A 22,404-nucleotide genomic window follows, 5' to 3' on the forward strand; every position below is an offset into this window, starting at 1 on the left:
TTCCACGTCAGGGCTGAGCCTGCCGGGAGCCCCATCTTCGTAACATAGCTATTTCGATACAGCACCACCTCACCTGCGGTAGAACCGCAGGCTACGTGCTGGATCCATAAAATAAAAAGCTGCCTAAAAGTTAGTCAAAAATGCTAACTAGTAGTAAATACACCTATTTCGCGTTCTTCCTTAGAACCTGCCTAGAGCTCCTCTCTATTTAATAATATCGTTAATAAACAATAAGATAATTCGATTTAGCGTAGTTGGCACGTGACTTGAAAAGACTAAGCCATGAATAAGGGTTTTATTTTCAATTTCACGGAGTAAACAACATGACTATTTTTTCTCGGTTTAGCGATATTGTTCAGGCAAATGTAAATTCACTTTTGGATAAGGCAGAAGATCCAAAGAAAATGGTGCGTTTACTGGTACAGGAAATGGATGCTGCGTTAGTCACTTTGCGTTCAGAAGCAGCCAAACACTTGGCTGAACAAAAACGCATTGAGCGCGAGCGCAAGGGTTTGGAAACTGCGGCAGCAAACTGGCAAGAGAAAGCAGAAAAAGCTGTTAGCCATGATCGTGAAGACTTGGCTCGCAAAGCACTACAGCAACGTCAAGTATCGCTACAGGCTATTAGCTCGTTAGATAAAGACCTGGAGTTGGCGAAAGAGCAAATCGGCAAGCTTAGCGCTGATATCAGTACGTTGCAGGACAAAGTAAGCCATGCCCGTCAGCGTCAGCAACAGCTTGAAGTGCGCAGCAGCAGTGCTTCGGTACGTTTACAAAGCAAACAACTGACTACCCAGCAGGCGGTTGCCGACAGTATGGCGAAGTATGAGCGCTATGAAGCCCGGGTAGAGGAACTTGAAGCCCGCGTAGAAGCTTATGACCTGGGTAAAAATACTGGTCTGGCTGCAGAATTCGAGCAAATTGAGCACGAAGATGCGGTTGAGCAAGAACTACAGGCGCTGTATCAACGCGCAAAAGAATCATCTAACAACAAACCAGCAGCTTCTTAATTAGCTGCTGGATGCAAAAAGGAAAGCTGTTATGAGTAAATCAATGATCTGGATTTTGGTAGCTATTGCAGCCATTGTCTTTTTCGGCCCAGAGTTGATGTCGGCGGTAGGCTGGATATTAGGCGGAATTATCAGCATTGGCGTTACCGGTATCGTGATGGTGGTAGTGGCGGCGGCTATATTCTTCGGTGTCATGGCCATTGGTGGTAGCGTAGTGCTAGGCATTGCTGCTGCGTTCATAGCAGTTTTACTGGCCGCGTTAAGTTCACTTTGGCCGATTTTGTTAATCGCTGGTCTGCTTTATTTATTCTTTCGTAAAAGCCCACGATCTGTGTAGAATTGAATACACATGCGGCCTATCGAATGAATAGGAATACCAATGAACAGACTTTTCAAAATAATGCTGACCATAGCCATGGTCAGCACGTCTTTTTTTAATACAGCCCAAGCGAATACTGAATTTACTATCAGCGATGTGTGGGCGAAACAATCCATCCCCGGTGCCGAAAATGGTGCTGCATATTTCACTATTACCAATAAATCGTCAGAGTCTTTGTACCTGGTCGGTGCCAATACCGAGGTAGCGCGAGCCGTTGAAGTTCATGAGCATATTCATGAGCAGGACGTTATGCGCATGCGCCGAGTTGGTGAGCTTGAAATAGAAGCAAACAAAACCATTACCTTTGCGCCAGGTGGACTACACTTAATGATGTTTGGCATAAAAGAACCTCTCACACCCGGTCAAACATTCGAAATTCAATTGCTGTTCAAGGGTGAAGAAACTAAGTCAATACTGGCTGAAGTTCGCCCAATTTAACTAAGCATATAAAAGTATTCACTAAGGAGTAGATTATGCGCGTGCCAGGTTGGCGCTCATGGATAGGTATCATTGTCGGTGTAGTAGTGGTGCTTTGGATCATTGGTTGGTTCTTAAGTAGCGAACCCGATACTTTTGACGTTACTGCCAGAGCACAGACCGCTGCCGAGGCTGATAACGTGGAAATGGTAACTGGTTATACGACCACTACGGCTTTGATTGAAACTATCGGAACCTTAATGGACAAGCGCGGTGGTTACATGTCCAATGACATTCTGCCACCAATGGTTTTGCTGGATAATATTCCGGCGTGGGAATTTGGTGTGCTGGAAATGTCTCGCGATTTAGCACTTGCTATGCGACGGGAGTTTAGTCGGTCGCAGTCACAATCCCTGCAAAATCCTTATCTGACTACCGCCCAAACGTCCTTGAATATTGACCACACTAGTTGGTTTATGCCGCCGGCCGAATCCGAGTATACCGATGCCCGTGAAGCACTTATTAATTTTCGTTTAGCGCTAGCAGATTCTGCGGATTTCAGTGCACAGTTTTATACCAGAGCTGATAACCTGCGCAGCTGGTTGGTTGAAGTAGATAAGCGGCTAGGCTCGTTAAGCCAACGCTTAAGTGCCAGTGTTGCTCAGGTGGACGAAACTCTGAGCATCTCTGTTGCGGGTCAGGACAGCTTGACCCAACGTGCTATTCCGCTCGAACTGCAAAAACGAACCAGTTGGTGGGACGTAGACAACGTGTTTTATGAAGCACGCGGTGCCAGTTGGGCGTTACTGCATTTCTTGAAAGCAGTTGAAGTAGACTTTGCTGATGTTTTGGAAAAGAAAAATGCACAAGTGAGCCTGCAACAAATTATTCATGAACTTGAGGCGACTCAGCAATTAGTTTGGAGTCCAATTATTCTAAATGGCTCCGGCTTCGGGTTTGTTGCCAACCATTCTCTGGTTATGGCAAATTACATTTCACGCGCAAACGCCGCTCTTATTGATTTAAAAGATTTAATGGCACAAGGGTAATTAAAGGAAACCAAATGAAGAAAACATTATTAGCAGTTGCGACTGCTGTCGCGGCGCTGTCGATACAGCCAACTGCCCAGGCAGATACTATTTTCGGTGTTTATGCGGGAGGGCAGTACTGGGATACAAGTACCTCGGGCCGCTTTGGTACTAGTGATGATCAGGTCAGCTTTGATTTCACTGACGATACCCAAACCAGTTTCTACATAGCGCTGGAACATCCGGTGCCTTTATTACCTAATATCCAGATCCGTCGCACTACTTTAGCGGATCAAGGTACGACTACGCTTGACCGTAACTACGAGTTTAACGGGCAAGTTTATCCAGTTACGACCACTTTGACTGCTGATATTGATCTGGGTCATACAGATTATATTTTGTACTACGAGATCTTTGATAACGATCTAATTTCTGTTGATCTTGGTATTAATGCTATGAACGTTGATGGTTTCTTGCAGGTGACCGACGAAGATGGCAACCGCAATAGCATTGAAGCTTCGGCGTGGGTTCCCACCGCTTACGGTCATTTCCGGTTGGGAATTCCAGCCACAGATTTGACTTTGTATGCGAAAGGGAGTTTTCTAGCCATAGATGACAGCTCTATACGAGATATCGAAGCGGGCATTGAGTATCGATTGGTAGAAAATTTAGCCGTGGACGTAAACTTGCAACTCGGCTATCGCGATACACAGTTAGAATTAGACGACTTAGATGATATTTACAGTGACCTTCAGTTCAAAGGTCCTTATCTGGGTCTGGAATTACATTTTTAATAAAAAGCTAGAGAAAGTCTTTCATTATTAGTAAGGTACGTTAAAAGGGAGCGACAGTATATGTCGCTCCCTATTGCTCTCGGGGTTGGCGATTTTACCTACATACACTCTAATCGCTGCAGTTGCTCCTAAAACTAATACATCGCATTTAGGATGTTCCTATGCACGGCAACGAAGACGACAGCTTGTTATTTCTTCACGATGAAGAAGAGCAAAGTAGTGCAGAACATACAGATGGCCATTGGACACTCTTAATCGTTGATGACGATCAGGAAATCCATTCAGTGACCAAACTCGCTTTAAGTGGCGTTATTGTTGCAGGTAAAACGCTGCAATTTGCGCATGCTTATAGTGGTGCTGATGCGCTCGAATACCTGCGCAATAACGATGACGTTGCTATGGTATTGCTGGACGTTGTAATGGAAACCGACGACGCTGGTTTGCGCGTTGTTAAAGCTATTCGCGATGAGTTACAAAACGAAGAAATTCGAATTATTTTGCGCACCGGCCAACCCGGTTACGCGCCTGAAGAAAGTGTCGTAAAGCAATACGACATTAACGATTACAAAACCAAGACCGAGCTTACCCGCAGTAGATTAATGACCACAGTTTTTTCTGCGGTGCGTTCCTATCAGCAAATTCGAACCATTAACGAGAACCGGCGTGGCCTTCGGAAGATTATTCATTCCGCCGCCAATTTGATGGAACGCCATTCAATTATCAATTTTTCTGAGGGCGTGGTTACGCAAATAGCCTCGTTACTTGGGTTGCGTGCTGAAGGTATTGTTGGCGCGCGGGTGAACAAACGCGGTCCGTCAGGTAAGGTCGACAAAGACATTATTGTGCTTGGTGCTGCCGGGCATTACGCCGATGCTATTAATAACCCATTAGCGCAAGTGAAAGATAAACGCGTAATTGAGGCTGTGACTAAATGCCTGACAGAGCGTCAGCATGTTATTTTAGACCATGCGACTGTGTTTTTTATCGATTGCGCCGAGCACGAAGCTGCTGCTTTTATAGAAACAAGCGAGCCGCTACGTACGTTCGACAAAGAATTAATTGAAGTATTTTTAGCAAACATTGCCATTGGTTTTGAAAACGCAAACCTGTTTGAAGATTTGCGCACCGCTGCATACCTTGACCAACTTACCGGCCAACCAAACCGCGCCGAATTTATTCGCATGTTAGATAAACTGGCTCAGAACACCAGCAGCGAAATGGTTGCAGCAATTATTGATATTGATCATTTCTCTGATGTGAACGAAGGTTTGGGTCAGGATGTTGGTAATGAACTGCTGGTGTCAGTTGCTCAGCGCTTGCGCGCGCAGCTTAGCAGCGACGTATTTGTGTCCCGACTTGGCGCTGATGTATATGGCGTTATAGGTGGCGAAGAGCAAATCAATCCGCAGCACATAGAAAGCCTTTTCTTATTACCTTTTAAAGCATCAGAGCAATACATTCCGCTGAACGTTACTTGTGGTTTTACTCGCAAACATGACACACATAGCGGTCTGGATTTATTGAAGTATGCTTATATTGCGTTAAAAAATGCGAAGAATAGTTCGCTGCAAAGTTTTGATTATTATCATCCGAGCATGGAAGAAGAAACCCTGCGCCGGCTTGACCTGGTGAGTCGACTACGCTCCGACTTCGCCGAACGAAAACTCGAAGTGTGGTTTCAGCCGCAAGTAGAACTGGAAACGGGTCGCATCATTGGAGCCGAGGCCCTGCTGCGGTGGCCACAAGCCGATGGTAGCTTTATTTCACCAGCCGTATTTATTCCTTTAGCGGAGTACTCCGGACTCATTGTTGAGATTGGAGCTTGGGTGCTGGAAGAGGCGTGCAAGGAAGTGCAGCAGTTTGATGCACTTGGTTTGCCGGAATTGCGCGTTGCGGTAAACGTATCGGTACCACAGTTCCGCACCAAAGACTTCCCTGAACGCCTTGATGCAACCTTGAAGCGCTACAATGTTGCCCCGGACCGTATTGAGCTGGAAATAACCGAAAGTATAGTGATGGAAGACCCAGAGCTGGTTGCTGATATCTTACGCCGCCTGAAAAGCACCGGTATGCAGGTCGCTATTGATGACTTCGGAGTGGGTTTCTCGTCGCTTAGTTATATTCAGAAATTGCCATTAGATCGGTTGAAAATCGATCGTTCATTTGTACAAAATGCCTGTACCGATAGTGGCCGAATTATTATTGAAACTATAGTGGATATGGCTCATAGACTTGGTTTAAGTGTACTTGCCGAGGGCATAGAGACTGAAGACCAGGCCCGATACTTTAAGCATTTGAAGTGTGGCGAGGCACAAGGCTACTTGTTTGCTCACCCGATGCCCGCGAAAGAACTAAAAGCGCTACTAAAACAATAGTAGCGCGGTCAGTTATTAGTAATAAGATTCAACCTTCACAGCTTCCATCTGGTAACCCACCACGGCGAGTTCGCTTTCTTTTCGTTCAACACTGACAGTGCCTTCTACCCATACCGCGTCATAGGTGATTTCATAAGGAACACCTTCGGGGAAAGTAACGTGGATAATTTGATTTGGTGGTGGTGGCGGAACATGAATACAGGCACCAAAGTAAGGCACCAATAGAAACTCAGTGACATTATCGGCGTCACCTTCTAGCTGAACCACATAACCGGGAATGCGAATTTTCTTACCATCTAGTTCATTCACCATAGGGGCATCAATTTCTGACTGCTTGGCTTCTTCCGGATTCTGATCGTAATAAGCTTGCGAGCGCACCGGTGGTGGCTCAAACCCTTCAGGAATCAGCTCTTTCCATTCGGTTGGCTTATAATCATTGGCTAGTGAAGGCAATGCGATTACTGCTAGTGCAAGGCTAAACATCATGCCTGCTAATGGTTTCATAGTTTCACCGTTAATCCGTCTGCTAAAGATAATTTATAGGCGCGCCAGGCCGGGAATAAGCTAACCAGTATACCAGCAATAAGCACCAGCCCAAGCAATGCCCATTCGTTGGCTTGTAATCCGGTAACACTCAGCGATAAACCTAATTGCTCAGCTAGTAGCGGCGCGGCTATAAGCTGCGCTGCATAAAGCCCAACCACACCGGCTACACAACCTAACAAGGTAAGCAAAACAGCTTCGCTTACCAATAAGGTAAATATAGTACCTGGGCCTGCTCCCACGGCTCTTAGCACCGCCATTTCACGGCGGCGTTCGCGCAAGCTGGCCAACAAGGTGGTCAGCATGCCTAACAGGCCGGTGATGACCACCAAAATGGTGATCACGAACAGAGCCTGCTCGAATACGCTTAAGGTCTGCCACAGCTGTTGTAGCGTCATACCGGGCATAATGGCAGTAAGTGGTTCCATGGTGTAGGTATTAATCTGCCGCTGCATTCTTATCGCATACGGCTTGGACTCTAACCCCAATAACACCGCACTTAAGGTTTGTGTGGGGCTTGAGTGCTCGTCCATATGTTCATTGTCATGAGCATGGTCGTGATCATGATCGTGTCCAGAGTCAGTTGCTGGCGTACCCGTTACTTCGTCATGTACTAACGCTAAACCTTCCAGTGGAATATAAACGGCTTTATCAACCGGCGTTCCGGTGGCTTTTAACACGCCCCGAACCTGAAAGTCATGAGTATCGTGCTGACTAAAACTAATACCACCAGCGCCGTGGGCAATAGTAATTCCCGCGCCCACCTCATGCCCTTGCTGGCTGGCTACTAAGGCACCCACAACCACATCGGTAGGGCCTGAGAAGTGCTCGCCAGTAGCAAATTCCAGCGGCTGGCGGCTGCCATATTGAAAATGCTCGAAGAAGTCGTTGGTAGTAGCAACCACTGGCGCGCCACCAACGCTATCACCAAGTGCCAGCGGAATATGCCAGCGCACTTGCGGTAACTCTTGCAGGTACTCGTAGCTGTTCCAACTGAGCGTGTTGGTCATGCTGCCAATATGAAACACCGAGCTAAGCAGCAACTGTACCTGACCGGTACGCGCACCAACGATGATGTCAGTGCCCGATACGGTATTGGCAAAATTGGCCCGAACTTGTTCGCGAACGCGTTCTACACCCAGCAATAACAGTACGCTTAGAGCAATAGCAAATACGGTCAGTATGGCGCTACTGCGGCGATTCAATAAACTATACAGGGCCAGTTTAAACATTGCTGGATTCTCCCGTATGGTTCTGGTGAGCGTTATTTATTTCTGCCAGTTCCAGGTGGCGGGAAAAATGACTAGCTAAACTGGCGTCATGGGTCACAAACAGCAAAGCGGTTTGCTGTTGCTCACACTCTTTAAATAACAACTGTAAAAACTCGTCGCGGCGCTCGGCATCTAATGCCGACGTGGGTTCATCAGCAATAATCAGAGCCGGCTTGCCTAGTAAAGCTCGCGCTACGGCAACCCGCTGTTGTTGGCCCACGCTAAGGGTATGTGCTGGTTGTTGTTGAATTGCAGCCACAATACCTAGCTCGGTTAGTAAACGTTCGGCGGCACCGGTTAGCGTTTCGCCGCTATCAGCAATACGCTGACGGCGTTGGCGGGAAAACTGACTGCCAAGCAATACATTGTCGAGTGCCGAAAGATAAGGAAGTAAATTGAACTGTTGAAACACAAAGCCAATGTCATGGGCGCGCAATTTGTCGCGCTGACGAGCAGAAAGAGAGGCTAAGTTCTGTTGCAGAAGCTCAATGGAACCTTGTTGTGGGGCATAAATACCCGCTAACAAACTGAGCAAGGTTGACTTGCCGCTGCCACTGGGGCCGCGCAGCATAACTCGTTCACCTGCGGCGATATCCAGCTGTGGAATATCAAGCAGCAGGTCAGTAGCTCCTGGCCAGCGAAAGCGAAGATCGCGAATGCGGACGCAGGAGCTCATAATCACTTACTTCTTGTTGGCGCGTTCAAACGAGCTTTGGATTTCAGCTTTTGCTTCAGCTACGTCACCCCAGCCTTGAACTTTTACCCACTTGCCTTTTTCCAGCTCTTTGTAGCGCTCGAAGAAGTGAGTAATTTGTGCACGTAACAACTCAGGTAGGTCGTTTACATCTTTAATGTGGTCGTACTCTTTGGTTAATTTACTTACTGGTACCGCCACAACTTTCGCGTCTTCACCAGCTTCGTCAGTCATCTTTAATACGCCAACCGGGCGACATTTAATTACTGAACCTGCTTGTAACGGGAACGGCGTTAACACTAGTACATCAACCGGGTCGCCGTCTAACGACAAGGTTTGGTTCACGAAGCCGTAGTTGCACGGGTAAAACATTGGCGTTGACATAAAACGGTCAACCCATAAGGTACCAGTGTCTTTGTCCACTTCGTATTTAATCGGGTCGGCATTGGCCGGAATTTCGATAATAACGTTTACTTCTTCTGGCATGTTGCTGCCGGCACTAACCAAACTTAAGCTCATGATGATTCCTGTTCGTTTCAAGTTTCAAAAATGCAAATAGTAGATAGCCAAATTATACGTTGATTCTAGCTGCTTGCGAACCCCGACTAAAGGCGAAGTTCATTTATTCGTTCCCGCTGCGGGTGTGGTATTCCAGACAAGTTTCAACCTCGTCTGCAGAACCCAGCACAACCCCTACGCGCTGATGAATGTCGGTAGGTTGTACCGCCATTATGCGCTCCAGCCCGGTCGTTGCTTTACCACCGGCTTGTTCAATCAAATAGCTCATTGGGTTAGCTTCATACAATAACCGTAATTTATACGGTTTATCCGGTTTACGGCTGTCCCAGGGATAGGCAAATAGGCCACCGCGGCAAAGTACGCGATGAACATCAGCCACCATGGCAGCAATCCAGCGCATATTAAAGTTTTTACCCCGCGGGCCCTGCTTACCGGCCAGCAAGTCGGTTACGTATGACTGCATGGCTGGCGACCAATGGCGCTGATTCGACATATTGATGGCGAATTCCTGCGTGTGTGCCGGAATCGTGATGTCTGAACGCGTTAACAAAAACTCACCCACAGTCTGGTCCAGGGTGAACATTTTCACGCCTTTACCGGTGGAGAATACCAACATGGTGGAAGGGCCATACACCACATAACCAGCCATAACTTGTTGAGTACCTTGCTGCAGGAACATGTCCGGGCCGCTGCGACCATCTTTCGGGGTTGGCAGTACTGAGAAGATAGTGCCAACCATGCTATTGATGTCGATGTTTGAGCTACCATCAAGCGGGTCGAACGCAACCAGATAGTCACCGCTTTCATCTCCGTCAACAATGCCATCTTCTTCTTCCGAGGCAATGGCGCGCACGTGCTTACATTCAAGCAGTATGTCTTTTAATAATTGGTTGGACAGTACATCCAGTTTTTTTTGTGTTTCGCCCTGAATATTTTCATCCAGAGTTGAACCCAGCACGCCTGCCAGTTCGCCTTGGTGCAAACGATAAGAAATCTCTTTGGCACAAATTTGCAGTGTATTAATTACTGAAATCAGCGCTTCATCGACTTGATCACGACGTAAGGTCGGAATTAAGCGTTGCATGGTATCCTCGCCATTAAAAACTGAGATGGGCTGGCAGATTGCTGGAGGCTATATAAGTAAAGGCCTACAAAGCTGGTGCCAACCAATTTAAATTCGGGCTAAAGTTTACCGTAATTTCAGCTAAAATGCTGCCTAGATTCTCGCCCATGTTACACTTGGCGGAATAATAATAACCGGATTATACGCGCGTAGCGCTCAGCGAGGAGACTCTCTCGAATCATGCACATTCATATTTTAGGTATTTGCGGTACCTTTATGGCGGGTATTGCAACTCTGGCAAAAGAGCTTGGGCATGAGGTAACGGGGGCTGATCAGCAGGTTTATCCGCCGATGAGCACCTTATTACAGCAACAGGGAATTGAGCTCACCGAAGGTTATGCCGCCGAAGACCTGCCGGAGCAAGCCGACTTAATTCTTATTGGTAACGCCTTGAGCCGCGGTAACCCGGCCGTTGAAGCAGTACTGAACCGCCGCTTGCCCTATCAGTCTGCCGCGCAATGGTTGCATGATGAAGTGTTACAAACTCGCTGGGTATTGGCCGTAGCCGGTACCCACGGTAAAACGACTACCGCCAGTATTTTAAGCTGGCTACTTGAAGCGGGCGGTTTGCAACCGGGCTTTTTGGTTGGTGGCGTGCTGGCTAATTTTGATGCTTCAGCCCGGCTGGGTAACAGCGATTTTTTCGTCATTGAAGCCGACGAGTATGACACTGCGTTTTTTGATAAGCGTTCCAAGTTTGTGCACTACTGCCCGTCCACGTTAATTCTGAACAATCTTGAGTTTGACCATGCCGATATATTTCCTGATTTAGCGGCTATTCAACGCCAGTTTGCGCATTTATTGCGAGTGGTGCCAGGGTACGGTCAAGTGCTTTATCCGCTTGAGGAAAGTAATTTAGACGCGGTGTTTGCGGCTGGATGTTGGAGTGAGCGCGTGAGCGTGGGGCCAAAAGGCCGCTGGCAGGCAAAACTACAGCACCCGGACGGGTCAAAGTTTGATGTTTATTTTGACGATAAATTACGTGGTCAGGTGAGTTGGGATCTGGTGGGGCAGCACAATGTGGCGAATGCGCTGATGGCAATCGCGGCAGCGATGCACGTGGGCGTGAGCCCCGAAGTAAGCTGTGCCGCGCTGGCCGATTATAGAAATACCAAGCGACGCCTTGAATTACGCGGTGAAGTGAACCATATCCGTGTATACGATGATTTTGCTCACCACCCGACAGCTATTGCCACTACGCTAGCTGGTTTACGCGCGAAAGTGGGCTCACAGCGAATTATTGCCGTACTGGAGTTGCGTTCGAACACCATGAAAGTTGGTGTACATGCCGATCAGTTGGCGGCATCCCTGGCTGCGGCCGACGAAGTGTTTATTTTGGTACCACCGCAACTCCCCTGGTCGGTTGCCGACCAAGTGCCGCAAGCGCATTGTTTGAGCAGCGTCGACCATATTCTATTGCAGCTGAAAGACAGTTTGCGCGCCAATGATCAGGTGCTGATTATGAGTAACGGTGGCTTTGAAAATATTCATGAACGCTTGTTAGAGCAACTGCGTTCTTAGCACTTTCTGGCGGTGATTGAATCACGTGCTGGTTAAGTAACTAAACAGGAATTGTGATGACGGTGAGCAAGTTTAGTAAAGCTGATAATACTATTACGCTGGCTATTACCGGCGCTTCAGGTGCGCCTTATGCGCTGCGTTTGATAGAATGCTTGCTGGCGCAACAGCAGAATGTTTATTTACTGATGTCCAGCGCTGCCCGGGTGGTATTCGCTACCGAGTGTGACTGGCAGTTGCCAGCGGCGCCGGAAGCTTTAGCGAAGGCGCTACGCGAACATTTTCAGGTTGCTGACGACCGCTTGCAGGTGTTTGGAAAAGAACAATGGTTGTCGCCGGTAGCCTCGGGCTCGGCTGCACCGAAACGCATGGTGGTGTGTCCTTGTTCCACCGGCACCTTGTCAGCTATTGCCACAGGTGCCAGTGACAACTTGATTGAGCGCGCTGCCGATGTAGTGTTGAAAGAACGCGGCCAGTTAATACTGGTGCCGCGGGAAATGCCGTTGTCGACCATTCATTTGGAAAACATGTTAACGCTGTCGCGCATGGGCGTTACCATAATGCCGGCTGCGCCGGGCTTCTATCATCAACCGCAAAGCATCAACGATATGGTGGATTTTGTGGTGGCCCGAATTTTAGATCATCTTAACCTGGACCAGAATTTGGTGCCGCGTTGGGGTTATGAGAAAGCCTCTGCTAAGGAGTAACCGATAGTTATGAAAGCGCTTTCAATTAAAGGCTTACGGAAAGTATACAAAGGCGGTTTTGAAGCCTTAAAAGGAATTGATCTGGATGTAGAAGAAGGTGACTTCTTTGCGCTGCTGGGCCCAAATGGCGCAGGTAAATCAACCACCATAGGTATTGTGTCGTCGTTGGTAAATAAAACTGCCGGCAGCGTAACTGTGTTTGATTATGACCTGGACAAGCAACTGGTTGAGCTGAAAAAGCAAATTGGTTTGGTGCCGCAGGAATTTAATTTTAATCAGTTTGAAACCGTTACCCAAATAGTGGTGAATCAGGCTGGTTACTACGGCGTGCCGCGTAAGCTGGCGCACGAACGTGCCGAAAAATATTTGAAACAACTGGGCTTGTGGGACAAACGCAATGAGCGTGCGCGCTCACTGTCCGGTGGTATGAAACGTCGCTTAATGATTGCCCGGGCGTTGTTGCATGAACCACGCTTGTTGATTCTGGATGAACCAACCGCTGGGGTGGATATTGAACTACGCCGCTCCATGTGGGATTACCTTGAGAAAATAAACAAGCAAGGTATCACCATTATCCTGACGACCCATTACCTGGAAGAAGCCGAAAGCTTGTGTCGTAAAATCGCCATTATTGATAGCGGCGAAATTATTGAAAACACCTCTATGAAGCGTTTGCTGGCTACGTTGAATATGGAAACGTTCGTCATGGACTTGGCGCCAGATCAGGCCAAACCTGAGTTAACCGGCATGGTGTCGCGGCAGGTAGACGATCACACGCTGGAAGTGGACGTTGAGAAGAGCGCCGGTTTGAACAAAGTGTTTGAACAGCTGAACGAGCAAAATGTAAAAGTGCTGTCGATGCGTAACAAAGCAAACCGTTTAGAAGAACTATTTGTCGGGTTGGTAGAAAAAGGCCGTCAGGTAAAGGAGCATAAGCATGGCTAGTGGTTATAACGTGACTGCCCTGAAAACAATTTGGATTAAAGAGTGCACGCGGTTTTTACGCATTTGGGTGCAAACCCTGGTACCACCTGCAATTACCATGACCCTGTACTTTGTTATTTTCGGTAGCATTGTAGGGGAGCGTATTGGCGACATGGCCGGCTTTTCCTACATGGAATTTATTGTGCCGGGTCTGATTATGATGTCGGTTATTACCAACTCGTATTCGAACGTGGCATCGTCATTCTTCGGGGCGAAATTCCAGAGCAACATTGAAGAAATGCTGGTAGCGCCGGTGTCTACGGCCACTATTATTGCCGGTTACGTGGGCGGTGGTTTAGCGCGCTCATTGCTGGTGGCTATTATTGTTACGTTGGTGTCGTTTGCGTTTGTAGAAAACGTACAAATTCATCATGCCGGCATTTTAGTGTTAAGTGTGGTGCTAACCTCAACGCTATTTTCACTGGGCGGCTTACTGAATGCGGTGTTCGCGAAAACCTTTGATGACATTTCGATAGTGCCAACCTTTGTATTAACACCGCTGACCTATTTAGGCGGGGTGTTTTTCTCGGTATCCATGCTGGGCGAAGCCTGGCAGTGGGTGGCTAAAATGAACCCAATTTTATATATGGTAAACGCCTTCCGTTACGGATTCCTTGGTTATTCTGATGTGAATATGGCAGTGGCGTTAACGGTTATTATTGGTTTCAATATTGCCTTGTTCGCCGTGGTGTATTCGTTGCTTGAACGTGGTGTGGGAATTCGTACGTGAATTCAGTATCGCGACCGGTTACCACCAACCAAAATGGCAATCACGACGAGCTGACCGCATTGGTAATGCGCCATTTGCGGTCACCCTTTAAAAAGCCAATTCAGGAACACAACGCCGAAGCCTTTGCCGAAGTTCAGCGGTTGGTGGCTGACTGGCAGGGGCCGTTGATTTTAGATTCCTGCTGCGGTGTGGGTGAGAGTACTGCACGTTTGGCGCAGGAACACCCAGAAGCGTTGGTTATTGGCGTGGACAAATCAGCACACCGGCTGCAACGTCATGCGCAATACGAGCAAGCAGGGGCGGGTGAGCGTTATATTTTGGTGCGGGCCGACTTAAATGATTTTTGGCGGTTAGCCGTGGCGGCGAACTGGCATTTGCACAAACATTACATTTTGTATCCGAATCCGTGGCCAAAAGCCTCGCATTTAAGTAGGCGCTGGCATGGTAGCCCGGTGTGGCCATACGTAATGGCGTTAGGTGGCGAACTGGTCATGCGCTCCAACTGGGTGATTTATCTTACCGAAGTGGCGGCTACGCTGGCGTTGGTGAATTGTTCGGCATCGGTAAAAACGCTTCTGGCCGACAACGAACCCTTGACGCCGTTTGAGCGAAAGTACCAGAATAGCAATCAACAGCTGTGGCAATTACAGGCACAATTACCTGAAGACAGTCGCTATTTTTCGGCGATCGAGGCAGAATAAGCCCCATGCGCTCAGCACCACAAATTCTGTGGTTGTATAGGATTTCGTTTTGAGTAAAACCAATTTTGCGGAAGTAAACCAGGAAGCCCTGCTCAAGATTTTTACCATTCCCGAGGCACCGGATTCCACGCTAGGTAAAATCGAACGCCACTTATCTGAAAACCTGATGGGTTTTCTGGGTGAGCATATTGTTGCCCGCGAAAAACCGCTGCAGGAAATTGAGCAAAACTTTCAGGCCAGTTCGGTACCGGAACAACCGGTCTATGTGTCTGATCACACCGAGTTTCTGCTCGACAAGCTGGTAGCACATTCGGTGCACACAGCTTCGCCGCGTTTTATTGGTCACATGACTTCCGCGCTTCCCTATTTCTTATTGCCACTGGCAAAGCTCATGGTGGGCTTGAATCAAAACCTGGTAAAAATTGAAACCTCGAAGGCTTTTACGCCGCTCGAGCGCAACGTTCTGGGCATGTTGCATCACCTTGTATACGGGCAGGACGAAGCTTTTTATAAACGCTGGATGCACAGTGCTGAGCATTCACTGGGTGCTATGTGCTCCGGTGGTACAGTGGCCAATATCACTGCGTTATGGGTTGCCCGTAACCGCTTGTTAAAAGCCGACGGCGACTTTGCTGGCGTAGCCAATGACGGTTTAGCGGCAGGGCTGGCGCATTATAACTACAAGCGAGCCACGGTGATGGTGTCTGAGCGCGGTCACTATTCGCTTAGTAAAGCTGCTGATGTGCTGGGTATAGGCCGACGCAATCTGGTTGCCGTAGCTACCGACGAAAACAACCGTATTCGTATTGATGCCCTGCGCGAAGCCTGTGAAAAAGTGGCGGCTGAAGGCGGTAAGGTGATGGCCATTATTGGCGTTGCCGGTACTACTGAAACTGGCCATATTGATCCGCTTGACCAAATGGCCGACGTTGCCAAAGAAATAGGTACCCACTTTCACGTGGATGCTGCCTGGGGTGGTGCAACTTTATTGTCGAACACTCACCGGCACTTGCTGAAGGGCATTGAACGCGCCGACAGCGTGACCATAGATGCGCACAAGCAAATGTATGTGCCTATGGGCGCTGGCATGGTGTTGTTCCGTGATCCGGGCATGGTGCGTGCCATTGAGCATCACGCGGAGTACATTATTCGCCACGGTTCAAAAGACTTAGGGTCGCATACCATGGAAGGCTCACGCTCGGGCATGGCCATGATGGTGTTCTCGGCGCTACACGTAATGGGCCGTAGCGGCTATGAATTGCTGATAGATGGCAGCATGGAAAAAGCGCGTTATTTCGCCAAACTTATTGACGATCAGAACGACTTTGAAGTGATTACTCACCCCGAGTTATGCCTGTTAACCTATCGGTTTGTGCCAACCCGGGTGAAGGTGGCATTAAAAACCGCATCCGCAGAACAAGTGCGGCGCCTCACGCCACACCTGAATGCATTAACTCGTTTTGTACAGAAGCGCCAACGGGAAACCGGCCAGTCGTTTGTGTCACGGACGAAGCTGACTCCGGCTCAATATGGGCGAGAGCCGACGGTGGTGTTTCGGGTGGTACTGGCGAATCCGTTAACAACGCAGGACATGCTGGCGGAAGTACTGGAAGAGCAGCGCCAAATAGCGCGCCAGGCCACCAGCTTGCTGGGCGCGTTGCATACGGAGCTGCGTGAGTTAGGGCTTACTAACCGGGACTGAGCCGGTTAGCGTTGCATACACAGGTTATCAATTAGGCGGGTGTTACCTAAGTAAGCAGCCAGCAAAATAACCAGCTTAGTGTCTGCAGCTGCTACCGGTTGTAGGTCTTGTTGGCGACGCACACTTAAATAATCCGGCCGGAAACCCTGCTCGGTTAAGGCTGTTAAACCGCGTTGCTCAACCTCAGCTGGCGCCACACCCTGCTGTAGCTGTTCAGCCAGCTGCTGCAACAGTTGGTAAATAAAAGGTGCCTTGGCGCGCTCTTCGGTAGTTAAATACCCGTTTCTGGAACTTAAAGCTAAACCATCTTCGGCTCGCTCCGTGGGCTCGCCAATAATATCTACCGACATACTCAAATCTGCTGCCATCAGGCGAATCACTTGCAACTGTTGGTAGTCTTTTTGGCCGAACACAGCAATGTCGGGCTGCACCATATTGAATAGTTTGCACACAATAGTAGCCACGCCACGGAAATGACCAGGGCGGCTGGCGCCGCATAAAATATCAGAAATTTCCGGCACCGTAACGCTGGTTTGATTGGCTAGGCCACGCGGATACACGTCTTCGACGGTTGGCGCGAACACTGCCGTTACCCCCAGCGCTTCTAATGCGGCGCAGTCCTCGGCAAAAGTGCGCGGGTAGCGGTCAAGATCTTCGTTGGCCGCAAACTGCATAGGGTTTACAAAGATACTCACCACCACCTGACTGGTGGCCTGCTGGGCGCGTTTTACCAGTTGCAAATGGCCCTGATGCAGGTTGCCCATGGTAGGTACCAGCGCAACGGGGTCAGCGGTTTGCTGAGCACGCCAGCCGCGCAGCTCTGACAGCGAAGAAAATACTAGCATGAGTAACCTTTACGCGAAGCAATGTTCAGGTTGTGGGAATTCACCGCTTTTTACTTCGGCAATATAGTTGCGCATGGCGGTTTGAATATCACCGGCATCTTGCATGTAGTTTTTCACAAATTTGGGCATGTAGTCGCTGGTGATGCCCAGCATATCGTGCATCACTAAAATCTGGCCGTCGGTATAAGGACCCGCGCCTATGCCAATGGTCGGAATGTGCAGCTTTTCGGTAATCAATTTGGCCAGTTCCGTAGGCACGCATTCCAGCACCAGCATTTGCGCACCAGCTTCTTCTAACGCCAGCGCCTGACGAACTGTGCTTTCCGCCTGACCCTGTTCACGACCTTGTACTTTGTAACCACCCAGTACGTTTACAGATTGTGGCAGCAGGCCTAAATGCGCACATACCGGCACTCCGCGTTGTTGCAGCGCCTTAATAGTATCCAGCAGCCAGTCGCCGCCTTCCAACTTCACCATGTTAGCACCGGCGCGCATAAGCTCTGCTGCGTTTAAACAGGCATCTTCTACTGTGCTATACGACATAAAGGGCATGTCGGCCATGACAAAGGCTTCCGGCGCGCCTTTGCGAACGCCGCGGGTGTGGTAAGCCACATCAGCAACAGAAACAGGAACCGTGGAATCTTCACCTTGCAGGGTCATGCCCAGCGAATCACCAATCAGCATAAAGTCCATGCCGCAGTCGGCGAACACTCGCGCGAAGCTGGAATCGTATGCGGTTACAGAAGCAATTTTTTCACCGTCAGCTTTCATTTTGGTTAAGCTGGAAATTGTGGTGCGTGCCATAAACTCAGGTCCTTTTGGCAATAACAAAAAGCAAGGATTCTCGATTGTAGCAGAGCTGTCAGGTTATGGGGAGACTATGCATTTAAGCTGATGGCTGGGCAGGTTATTACATACATCCTGAATACTGCGGCCGTTCGGAAGTGTTAGCTGTGGTGCTATTTCTGCCAGTGGAACCGCTACAAATTCGCGTTGCATCAACCCTGGGTGAGGTATGGTTAGCGTACTATTCTGTTGAACCAGATTGTCGTACAGCAGTATATCTAAATCGAGGGTGCGTTCACCCCAGCGGCGACTGCGTACCCGCCCAAACTGATCTTCTATCATTTGCAGTGATTCAAGCAGAGCCAAGGGGGTTAACTGGGTGCTCAATTGTGCCACGGCATTAATGTAGTCCGGTTGATCGGCCGGGCCTAAAGGCGCGCTTTGGTAGTACGAAGACACTTTGGTTACCTGAGTGCCTTCTAACTTACCAATACATTCCAGTGCTTGCGGCAGGGTTTCCAAAGGTTTACCCAGGTTACCGCCCAAGCCAATGTAAGCGCGCGCAAACATCATGCTATTCGCCTTTGTTTACTGGTGGTTTACGGCGGCGATTACGGCCACCACGGCCGCCACGGCGACGCTTCGAAGGGCCTGCTTCGTCGGCAACACGATCAGGTCGTTTTACTTCCACCGGACCCACTTCTTTTTGCAAGCGAGTCCAGAATTCGGCCAGCTTGGTCAGTTGGTCTTTGTCTGCCCCGGCGGTTTTAGCGCGCAATAACAAGAAGTCGTAAGCGGCGCGGAAACGCGGGTGGGTTAACAAGGTTTCGGCGCGCTTGCCTTTACTGCGGGCCAGGCGACTTTGTAGCTGCCAGATTTCCCGGGCTGGAATGGAAAAGCGCTTAGGTACTGAAATAGTTTGCACTTGTCTACCGAACACGTCGGAGGCGGCCAGATTAAGCGCATCCATAGGCGCTAAGCCGCCTTCACTCAACAGGCTTTCCTGACGAGCTTGCAGCGGCCACCACAGCAATGCGGCAAATAAGTAGGCAGGAGTAATGCGCTGGCCATTCTGAATGCGGGCATCAGTATCAGCCAGAGTTTGGCGGATCATTTGATACGGCGGTTCAGATTTAGCTTTTAAGTAACTTTTTAACTGCGGAAACAACTGCTGAAACAGATTGTATTCACTCAGCATGTCGAAGTTAGCCACCGCTTTACCGGCGGCCAGTAACTTCAGTGATTCTTCGAACATGCGCGCGGCAGGAATACTTTGTAGCAGCGTTGAAAACTCAAGCAGCGGACCACTCACGCTTGCGTCTAAACGCATATTTAACTTGGTGGCAAAGCGCACGGCGCGCAGCATGCGCACCGGGTCTTCCCGGTAACGGGTAACCGGATCGCCAATCATGCGGATTAACCCATCGTTTAAATCGCGCACGCCATTGGCATAATCGTAAATCGCAAAGTCGGCAATGTTGTAATACAGCGCATTCACGGTGAAATCGCGGCGCGCGGCGTCTTCTTCAATAGAACCGTAAACGTTGTCGCGAACCAGCATACCAGCGTCGTTTTGGCGGGAATGCTGCGTTTTACCTGAGTTAGCTGCAGGTTCTTCTTCGCTGCTGTCGTGGTGACCACGGAAAGTGGCTACTTCTATTACTTCGCGACCAAAAACAATATGTGCCAGACGGAACCGGCGACCGACCAAACGACAATTGCGGAATAGGTTTTTCACCTGTTCGGGTTTTGCGTTGGTGGTTACATCGAAGTCTTTCGGTTGAATACCGAGCAGCAAGTCGCGCACACAGCCGCCTACCAGATAGGCTTCAAAGCCTGCATTGTGCAACCGGTAGAGCACTTTAAGTGCGTTTTCGTCAATTTGTTTACGAGAAATTGAATGCTGATCACGGGTCAGCACAATCGGCTTGGTTAAGGTTTTGGTTACCTTGCCAGCGCCTGAATTTGTTTTGCTAAATGCCCTGCGGGCAAAGTCCTTGATGCGCTTGATAATAGCGGCTTCTCCGAGCAATGATTAAGAAAGCAGCTATTGTAGCTTGCAGGCGTCCATCAGGGAAGCACTTCGCTTGTTTTGCCAGGCTTCAATTCCCCAAGTTAACAAGGCTTTGCCATTTTTTAACGATGCCGGCGGGCTAGGTAAGCCAAGGTGCACTAGTGCTTCACGCAATTGTTCGGTAATGCGGTTATGTTGCAGCGTAGGTGCATGGTTTTGTTTGCTTAATTTACGTCCGTCCGGGCCTATTACCAGCGGCAAATGACAAAGCTGTGGTAAGTGCGGGTTAAGCTGTTGCCATAAGGTCATTTGCCAGCCGCTGGCGGTGAGCAAGTCGCTGCCACGAACTAAGTGCGTTATGCCCTGATCAATATCATCTACTACTACCGCCAACTGATAAGCGAACAGCCCGTCGCGGCGTTTGAGCACAAAGTCTTCGGCGGCGAAGTCGGGTTCAAGTTGCACCTGGCCATGCTCACGGTCAGCTAGCACTAGTACTGGATGATCATTTTTAAAACGTACGGCGGTGGCTTTGCCTGCAGTAGGACCATGCACTCGGCAATGACCAGTATAATAAGGGCCTGCGGCTTTAACTTGCTTGCGGGTGCAACTGCATAGGTAGGTTTTTTCTAAGGCGGTTAGGTCAGCTAACACTTCGGCGTAGCGTTCACTGCGTTGGCTTTGGTAAATAACCTCGCCACTCCAGTGCAAGCCGTGATCTTTTAATTGCTGCAGAATAATGGCGTCGGCACCGGCAACAGCGCGTGGGGTGTCAACATCTTCAATTCGCACCAGCCATTCGCCCTGATGTACCTGAGCGTCTAAATAACTGCCCACAGCAGCTACCAAAGAGCCAATATGCAACGGGCCGGAGGGGGTTGGAGCAAAGCGACCGCGATAGCGGGAAGCAGCGGACATGGGAGTTGCCATAACAGGCGCCCGATTAGGCGCCGGTCATTTGCTTTTCTTTAATCTCAGCCAGAGTTTTGCAATCAACACATTGGTCGGCAGTTGGGCGTGCTTCTAAGCGACGAATGCCAATTTCAATGCCACATGAGTCACAAAAACCAAAATCATCGGCTTCAATTTTCTGAATGGTTTTTTCAATTTTCTTAATCAGCTTACGCTCACGGTCACGCGTTCGCAGTTCAATGCTGAATTCTTCTTCTTGCGCTGCCCGATCGACAGGATCAGGAAAGTTTGCTGCTTCATCTTTCATATGATGCACAGTACGGTCAACTTCTTCACGCAACTGGTGGCGCCAAACTTCTAGAATACGACGAAAATGCGCGCGTTGCTTTTCGCTCATGTATTCTTCGCCCGGCTGCTCTTGATATGGCTGTAGGCCGGCAAGTGCCAGGATACCGCGGGTCTTTATTTCTTTGCCTTGAGGCATCATGGATCTCCTATGAAACGGATCAGTTCCCAAAAAAGGTGGCTACATATACCAGAAAGCGAACCTCTGTGCAATTGTATTGACGCTGACTTTGCTCAACCTAAATTGGGGTATAAATTCAAAACTCAATGCTTTTTTAGGTAGTTACCTTAATTTGTTGCTGTGGCGAAATACCTTCTGGCGATATCGCACATTTATAGGCGTAGAATTCTACCCCTTTGGCTGCTGCTTCTATACACAATTGCGCGTAGTCAGGATCAACCTGTGCGGCACTTTGAACGCTGGTGATACCGGTATGCATAACCACGTATAACACCACCGCGCGATGTCCTTGTGCAGCTACTTCCATGAGCTCTTGCAAGTGTTTACCGGCGCGTTTGCTGCGGGCATCGGGAAAATAGCCAGTGCTATTGTCCGGGTCTTTCAAAGTCACGCTTTTCACTTCAATAAAGCATTCACGCTTATTATCCAAGCCATGCCAGTCAACGCGACTACCCTGTGAGCCATACTTTACTTCAGCGCGCAGTTCCTGCAAGTCAGCTAGTTCTGCAATGAGTCCGTCGCTTAGAATATCGCCAGCTAGCTGATTCGCACGTAGTGTGTTCACGCAAATAAAATCGTCACAAAACGTTCGCGCAAGTTCCCACGTATAGCAATACTTACGTTTTAAATTTTCTGATTCACTAAACCAAACCTGATAGCCAGGTTCGGCGCAGCCGGTCATAGCACCCGTATTGGGGCAATGAATGGTGAATGTGTTGCCGCTGTTAGTGGTAACATCAGCCAGGAAACGTTTGTAACGTTGAATTAATTTTGCGGTTTGTAATGGCTTGTGAAATTGCATTATTGGCCCCATTCACACTAGAGT

Annotated in this window: 24 protein-coding genes; 12 read left to right on the top strand and 12 right to left on the bottom strand. The window is 49.0% G+C overall.

The window, feature by feature from the left end:
* Window positions 1-323 precede the first annotated feature (323 nt).
* The 6 genes from CCE91_RS10185 to CCE91_RS10210 all read left to right on the top strand — a co-directional run bounded on the left by CCE91_RS10185 (window position 324) and on the right by CCE91_RS10210 (window position 6,003).
* Window positions 324-1,010 carry a PspA/IM30 family protein gene (locus CCE91_RS10185; RefSeq protein ID WP_086435197.1) on the top strand — a complete coding sequence of 229 codons (687 nt, stop codon included), beginning with the start codon at window positions 324-326 and terminating at the stop codon, window positions 1,008-1,010.
* Between the two features lie 31 nt (window positions 1,011-1,041).
* Window positions 1,042-1,347, top strand: coding sequence for a hypothetical protein (locus CCE91_RS10190; protein ID WP_086435198.1), 306 nt, complete (start codon window positions 1,042-1,044; stop codon window positions 1,345-1,347).
* 42 nt (window positions 1,348-1,389) lie between these two features.
* Complete coding sequence (locus tag CCE91_RS10195) at window positions 1,390-1,827, top strand: copper chaperone PCu(A)C (RefSeq protein ID WP_086435199.1); 438 nt, start codon at window positions 1,390-1,392, stop codon at window positions 1,825-1,827.
* A 35-nt stretch (window positions 1,828-1,862) separates the two neighbouring features.
* Window positions 1,863-2,855, top strand: coding sequence for a DUF2333 family protein (locus CCE91_RS10200; protein WP_086435200.1), 993 nt, complete (start codon window positions 1,863-1,865; stop codon window positions 2,853-2,855).
* 14 nt (window positions 2,856-2,869) lie between these two features.
* Window positions 2,870-3,628: a TIGR04219 family outer membrane beta-barrel protein gene (locus tag CCE91_RS10205; RefSeq protein ID WP_086435201.1), complete on the top strand. Its 759-nt coding sequence runs from the start codon at window positions 2,870-2,872 to the stop codon at window positions 3,626-3,628.
* A gap of 161 nt (window positions 3,629-3,789) precedes the next feature.
* A complete protein-coding gene (locus CCE91_RS10210; RefSeq protein ID WP_086435202.1) occupies window positions 3,790-6,003 on the top strand; it encodes a bifunctional diguanylate cyclase/phosphodiesterase in 2,214 nt (737 codons plus the stop codon).
* A gap of 15 nt (window positions 6,004-6,018) precedes the next feature.
* Here CCE91_RS10210 and CCE91_RS10215 read toward each other — a convergent pair whose 3' ends face one another.
* From CCE91_RS10215 to CCE91_RS10235, 5 genes are all read right to left on the bottom strand, one after another.
* A complete protein-coding gene (locus CCE91_RS10215) occupies window positions 6,019-6,507 on the bottom strand; it encodes a DUF3299 domain-containing protein (RefSeq protein ID WP_086435203.1) in 489 nt (162 codons plus the stop codon).
* Entirely contained in the window at window positions 6,504-7,778 is a 1,275-nt protein-coding gene (locus CCE91_RS10220) for an ABC transporter permease (RefSeq protein WP_086435204.1), read from the bottom strand. The genes CCE91_RS10215 and CCE91_RS10220 overlap by 4 nt, the downstream gene beginning before the upstream one ends.
* Complete coding sequence (locus CCE91_RS10225) at window positions 7,771-8,493, bottom strand: ABC transporter ATP-binding protein (protein ID WP_086435205.1); 723 nt, start codon at window positions 8,491-8,493, stop codon at window positions 7,771-7,773. Before CCE91_RS10225 ends, CCE91_RS10220 begins: the two co-directional genes overlap by 8 nt.
* A 6-nt stretch (window positions 8,494-8,499) precedes the next feature.
* Window positions 8,500-9,030: an inorganic diphosphatase gene (gene ppa, locus CCE91_RS10230; RefSeq protein ID WP_086435206.1), complete on the bottom strand. Its 531-nt coding sequence runs from the start codon at window positions 9,028-9,030 to the stop codon at window positions 8,500-8,502.
* A gap of 103 nt (window positions 9,031-9,133) precedes the next feature.
* A complete protein-coding gene (locus CCE91_RS10235; protein ID WP_086435207.1) occupies window positions 9,134-10,114 on the bottom strand; it encodes a class 1 fructose-bisphosphatase in 981 nt (326 codons plus the stop codon).
* 219 nt (window positions 10,115-10,333) lie between these two features.
* Here CCE91_RS10235 and mpl point away from each other — a divergent pair, with 219 nt between their 5' ends.
* From mpl to panP, 6 genes are all read left to right on the top strand, one after another.
* Entirely contained in the window at window positions 10,334-11,674 is a 1,341-nt protein-coding gene (mpl, locus tag CCE91_RS10240) for a UDP-N-acetylmuramate:L-alanyl-gamma-D-glutamyl-meso-diaminopimelate ligase (protein WP_086435208.1), read from the top strand.
* 62 nt (window positions 11,675-11,736) lie between these two features.
* Window positions 11,737-12,378, top strand: a complete 642-nt coding sequence (locus CCE91_RS10245) for a flavin prenyltransferase UbiX (RefSeq protein ID WP_407681284.1) — start codon at window positions 11,737-11,739, stop codon at window positions 12,376-12,378.
* Window positions 12,379-12,387: 9 nt separating this feature from the next.
* Complete coding sequence (locus tag CCE91_RS10250; protein WP_086435210.1) at window positions 12,388-13,323, top strand: ABC transporter ATP-binding protein; 936 nt, start codon at window positions 12,388-12,390, stop codon at window positions 13,321-13,323.
* Window positions 13,316-14,092 carry an ABC transporter permease gene (locus CCE91_RS10255; RefSeq protein WP_086435211.1) on the top strand — a complete coding sequence of 259 codons (777 nt, stop codon included), beginning with the start codon at window positions 13,316-13,318 and terminating at the stop codon, window positions 14,090-14,092. Before CCE91_RS10250 ends, CCE91_RS10255 begins: the two co-directional genes overlap by 8 nt.
* Entirely contained in the window at window positions 14,089-14,793 is a 705-nt protein-coding gene (trmB, locus tag CCE91_RS10260) for a tRNA (guanine(46)-N(7))-methyltransferase TrmB (protein WP_234996323.1), read from the top strand. The genes CCE91_RS10255 and trmB overlap by 4 nt, the downstream gene beginning before the upstream one ends.
* A 49-nt stretch (window positions 14,794-14,842) precedes the next feature.
* A complete protein-coding gene (gene panP / locus CCE91_RS10265) occupies window positions 14,843-16,495 on the top strand; it encodes a pyridoxal-dependent aspartate 1-decarboxylase PanP (protein WP_086435212.1) in 1,653 nt (550 codons plus the stop codon).
* A 5-nt stretch (window positions 16,496-16,500) separates the two neighbouring features.
* Here the strand turns inward: panP and panC are convergent, their stop codons facing one another.
* From panC to sfsA, 7 genes are all read right to left on the bottom strand, one after another.
* The gene (gene panC, locus CCE91_RS10270; protein ID WP_086435213.1) at window positions 16,501-17,340 is read right to left on the bottom strand and encodes a pantoate--beta-alanine ligase; all 840 of its coding nucleotides are present in this window, start codon (window positions 17,338-17,340) and stop codon (window positions 16,501-16,503) included.
* Between the two features lie 9 nt (window positions 17,341-17,349).
* Window positions 17,350-18,144, bottom strand: coding sequence for a 3-methyl-2-oxobutanoate hydroxymethyltransferase (gene panB, locus CCE91_RS10275; RefSeq protein WP_086435214.1), 795 nt, complete (start codon window positions 18,142-18,144; stop codon window positions 17,350-17,352).
* A gap of 63 nt (window positions 18,145-18,207) precedes the next feature.
* Complete coding sequence (gene folK, locus CCE91_RS10280; RefSeq protein ID WP_198678034.1) at window positions 18,208-18,699, bottom strand: 2-amino-4-hydroxy-6-hydroxymethyldihydropteridine diphosphokinase; 492 nt, start codon at window positions 18,697-18,699, stop codon at window positions 18,208-18,210.
* A gap of 1 nt (window position 18,700) precedes the next feature.
* Window positions 18,701-20,044, bottom strand: a complete 1,344-nt coding sequence (gene pcnB / locus CCE91_RS10285) for a polynucleotide adenylyltransferase PcnB (RefSeq protein ID WP_086435456.1) — start codon at window positions 20,042-20,044, stop codon at window positions 18,701-18,703.
* 129 nt (window positions 20,045-20,173) lie between these two features.
* A complete protein-coding gene (gluQRS, locus tag CCE91_RS10290; protein ID WP_086435215.1) occupies window positions 20,174-21,070 on the bottom strand; it encodes a tRNA glutamyl-Q(34) synthetase GluQRS in 897 nt (298 codons plus the stop codon).
* A gap of 13 nt (window positions 21,071-21,083) precedes the next feature.
* Window positions 21,084-21,536: an RNA polymerase-binding protein DksA gene (gene dksA / locus CCE91_RS10295; protein ID WP_086435216.1), complete on the bottom strand. Its 453-nt coding sequence runs from the start codon at window positions 21,534-21,536 to the stop codon at window positions 21,084-21,086.
* Between the two features lie 136 nt (window positions 21,537-21,672).
* Window positions 21,673-22,380: a DNA/RNA nuclease SfsA gene (gene sfsA, locus CCE91_RS10300; RefSeq protein ID WP_086435217.1), complete on the bottom strand. Its 708-nt coding sequence runs from the start codon at window positions 22,378-22,380 to the stop codon at window positions 21,673-21,675.
* Window positions 22,381-22,404 lie beyond the last annotated feature (24 nt).

It is taken from the genome of Pseudidiomarina planktonica (assembly GCF_900177775.1).
GTDB classification, from domain to species: domain Bacteria; phylum Pseudomonadota; class Gammaproteobacteria; order Enterobacterales; family Alteromonadaceae; genus Pseudidiomarina; species Pseudidiomarina planktonica.

Bases quoted from the DNA above. Each gene is read 5' to 3' on its own strand.
- sfsA (WP_086435217.1), bottom strand. From the start codon at position 22,380: ATGCAATTTCACAAGCCATTACAAACCGCAAAATTAATTCAACGTTAC.
- CCE91_RS10235 (WP_086435207.1), bottom strand. From the start codon at position 10,114: ATGCAACGCTTAATTCCGACCTTACGTCGTGATCAAGTCGATGAAGCG.
- CCE91_RS10185 (WP_086435197.1), top strand. From the start codon at position 324: ATGACTATTTTTTCTCGGTTTAGCGATATTGTTCAGGCAAATGTAAAT.
- mpl (WP_086435208.1), top strand. From the start codon at position 10,334: ATGCACATTCATATTTTAGGTATTTGCGGTACCTTTATGGCGGGTATT.
- CCE91_RS10255 (WP_086435211.1), top strand. From the start codon at position 13,316: ATGGCTAGTGGTTATAACGTGACTGCCCTGAAAACAATTTGGATTAAA.
- gluQRS (WP_086435215.1), bottom strand. From the start codon at position 21,070: ATGGCAACTCCCATGTCCGCTGCTTCCCGCTATCGCGGTCGCTTTGCT.
- CCE91_RS10215 (WP_086435203.1), bottom strand. From the start codon at position 6,507: ATGAAACCATTAGCAGGCATGATGTTTAGCCTTGCACTAGCAGTAATC.
- CCE91_RS10200 (WP_086435200.1), top strand. From the start codon at position 1,863: ATGCGCGTGCCAGGTTGGCGCTCATGGATAGGTATCATTGTCGGTGTA.
- CCE91_RS10205 (WP_086435201.1), top strand. From the start codon at position 2,870: ATGAAGAAAACATTATTAGCAGTTGCGACTGCTGTCGCGGCGCTGTCG.
- CCE91_RS10250 (WP_086435210.1), top strand. From the start codon at position 12,388: ATGAAAGCGCTTTCAATTAAAGGCTTACGGAAAGTATACAAAGGCGGT.
- CCE91_RS10220 (WP_086435204.1), bottom strand. From the start codon at position 7,778: ATGTTTAAACTGGCCCTGTATAGTTTATTGAATCGCCGCAGTAGCGCC.
- CCE91_RS10210 (WP_086435202.1), top strand. From the start codon at position 3,790: ATGCACGGCAACGAAGACGACAGCTTGTTATTTCTTCACGATGAAGAA.
- CCE91_RS10190 (WP_086435198.1), top strand. From the start codon at position 1,042: ATGAGTAAATCAATGATCTGGATTTTGGTAGCTATTGCAGCCATTGTC.
- folK (WP_198678034.1), bottom strand. From the start codon at position 18,699: ATGATGTTTGCGCGCGCTTACATTGGCTTGGGCGGTAACCTGGGTAAA.
- panB (WP_086435214.1), bottom strand. From the start codon at position 18,144: ATGGCACGCACCACAATTTCCAGCTTAACCAAAATGAAAGCTGACGGT.
- CCE91_RS10195 (WP_086435199.1), top strand. From the start codon at position 1,390: ATGAACAGACTTTTCAAAATAATGCTGACCATAGCCATGGTCAGCACG.
- dksA (WP_086435216.1), bottom strand. From the start codon at position 21,536: ATGCCTCAAGGCAAAGAAATAAAGACCCGCGGTATCCTGGCACTTGCC.
- ppa (WP_086435206.1), bottom strand. From the start codon at position 9,030: ATGAGCTTAAGTTTGGTTAGTGCCGGCAGCAACATGCCAGAAGAAGTA.
- CCE91_RS10225 (WP_086435205.1), bottom strand. From the start codon at position 8,493: ATGAGCTCCTGCGTCCGCATTCGCGATCTTCGCTTTCGCTGGCCAGGA.
- panC (WP_086435213.1), bottom strand. From the start codon at position 17,340: ATGCTAGTATTTTCTTCGCTGTCAGAGCTGCGCGGCTGGCGTGCTCAG.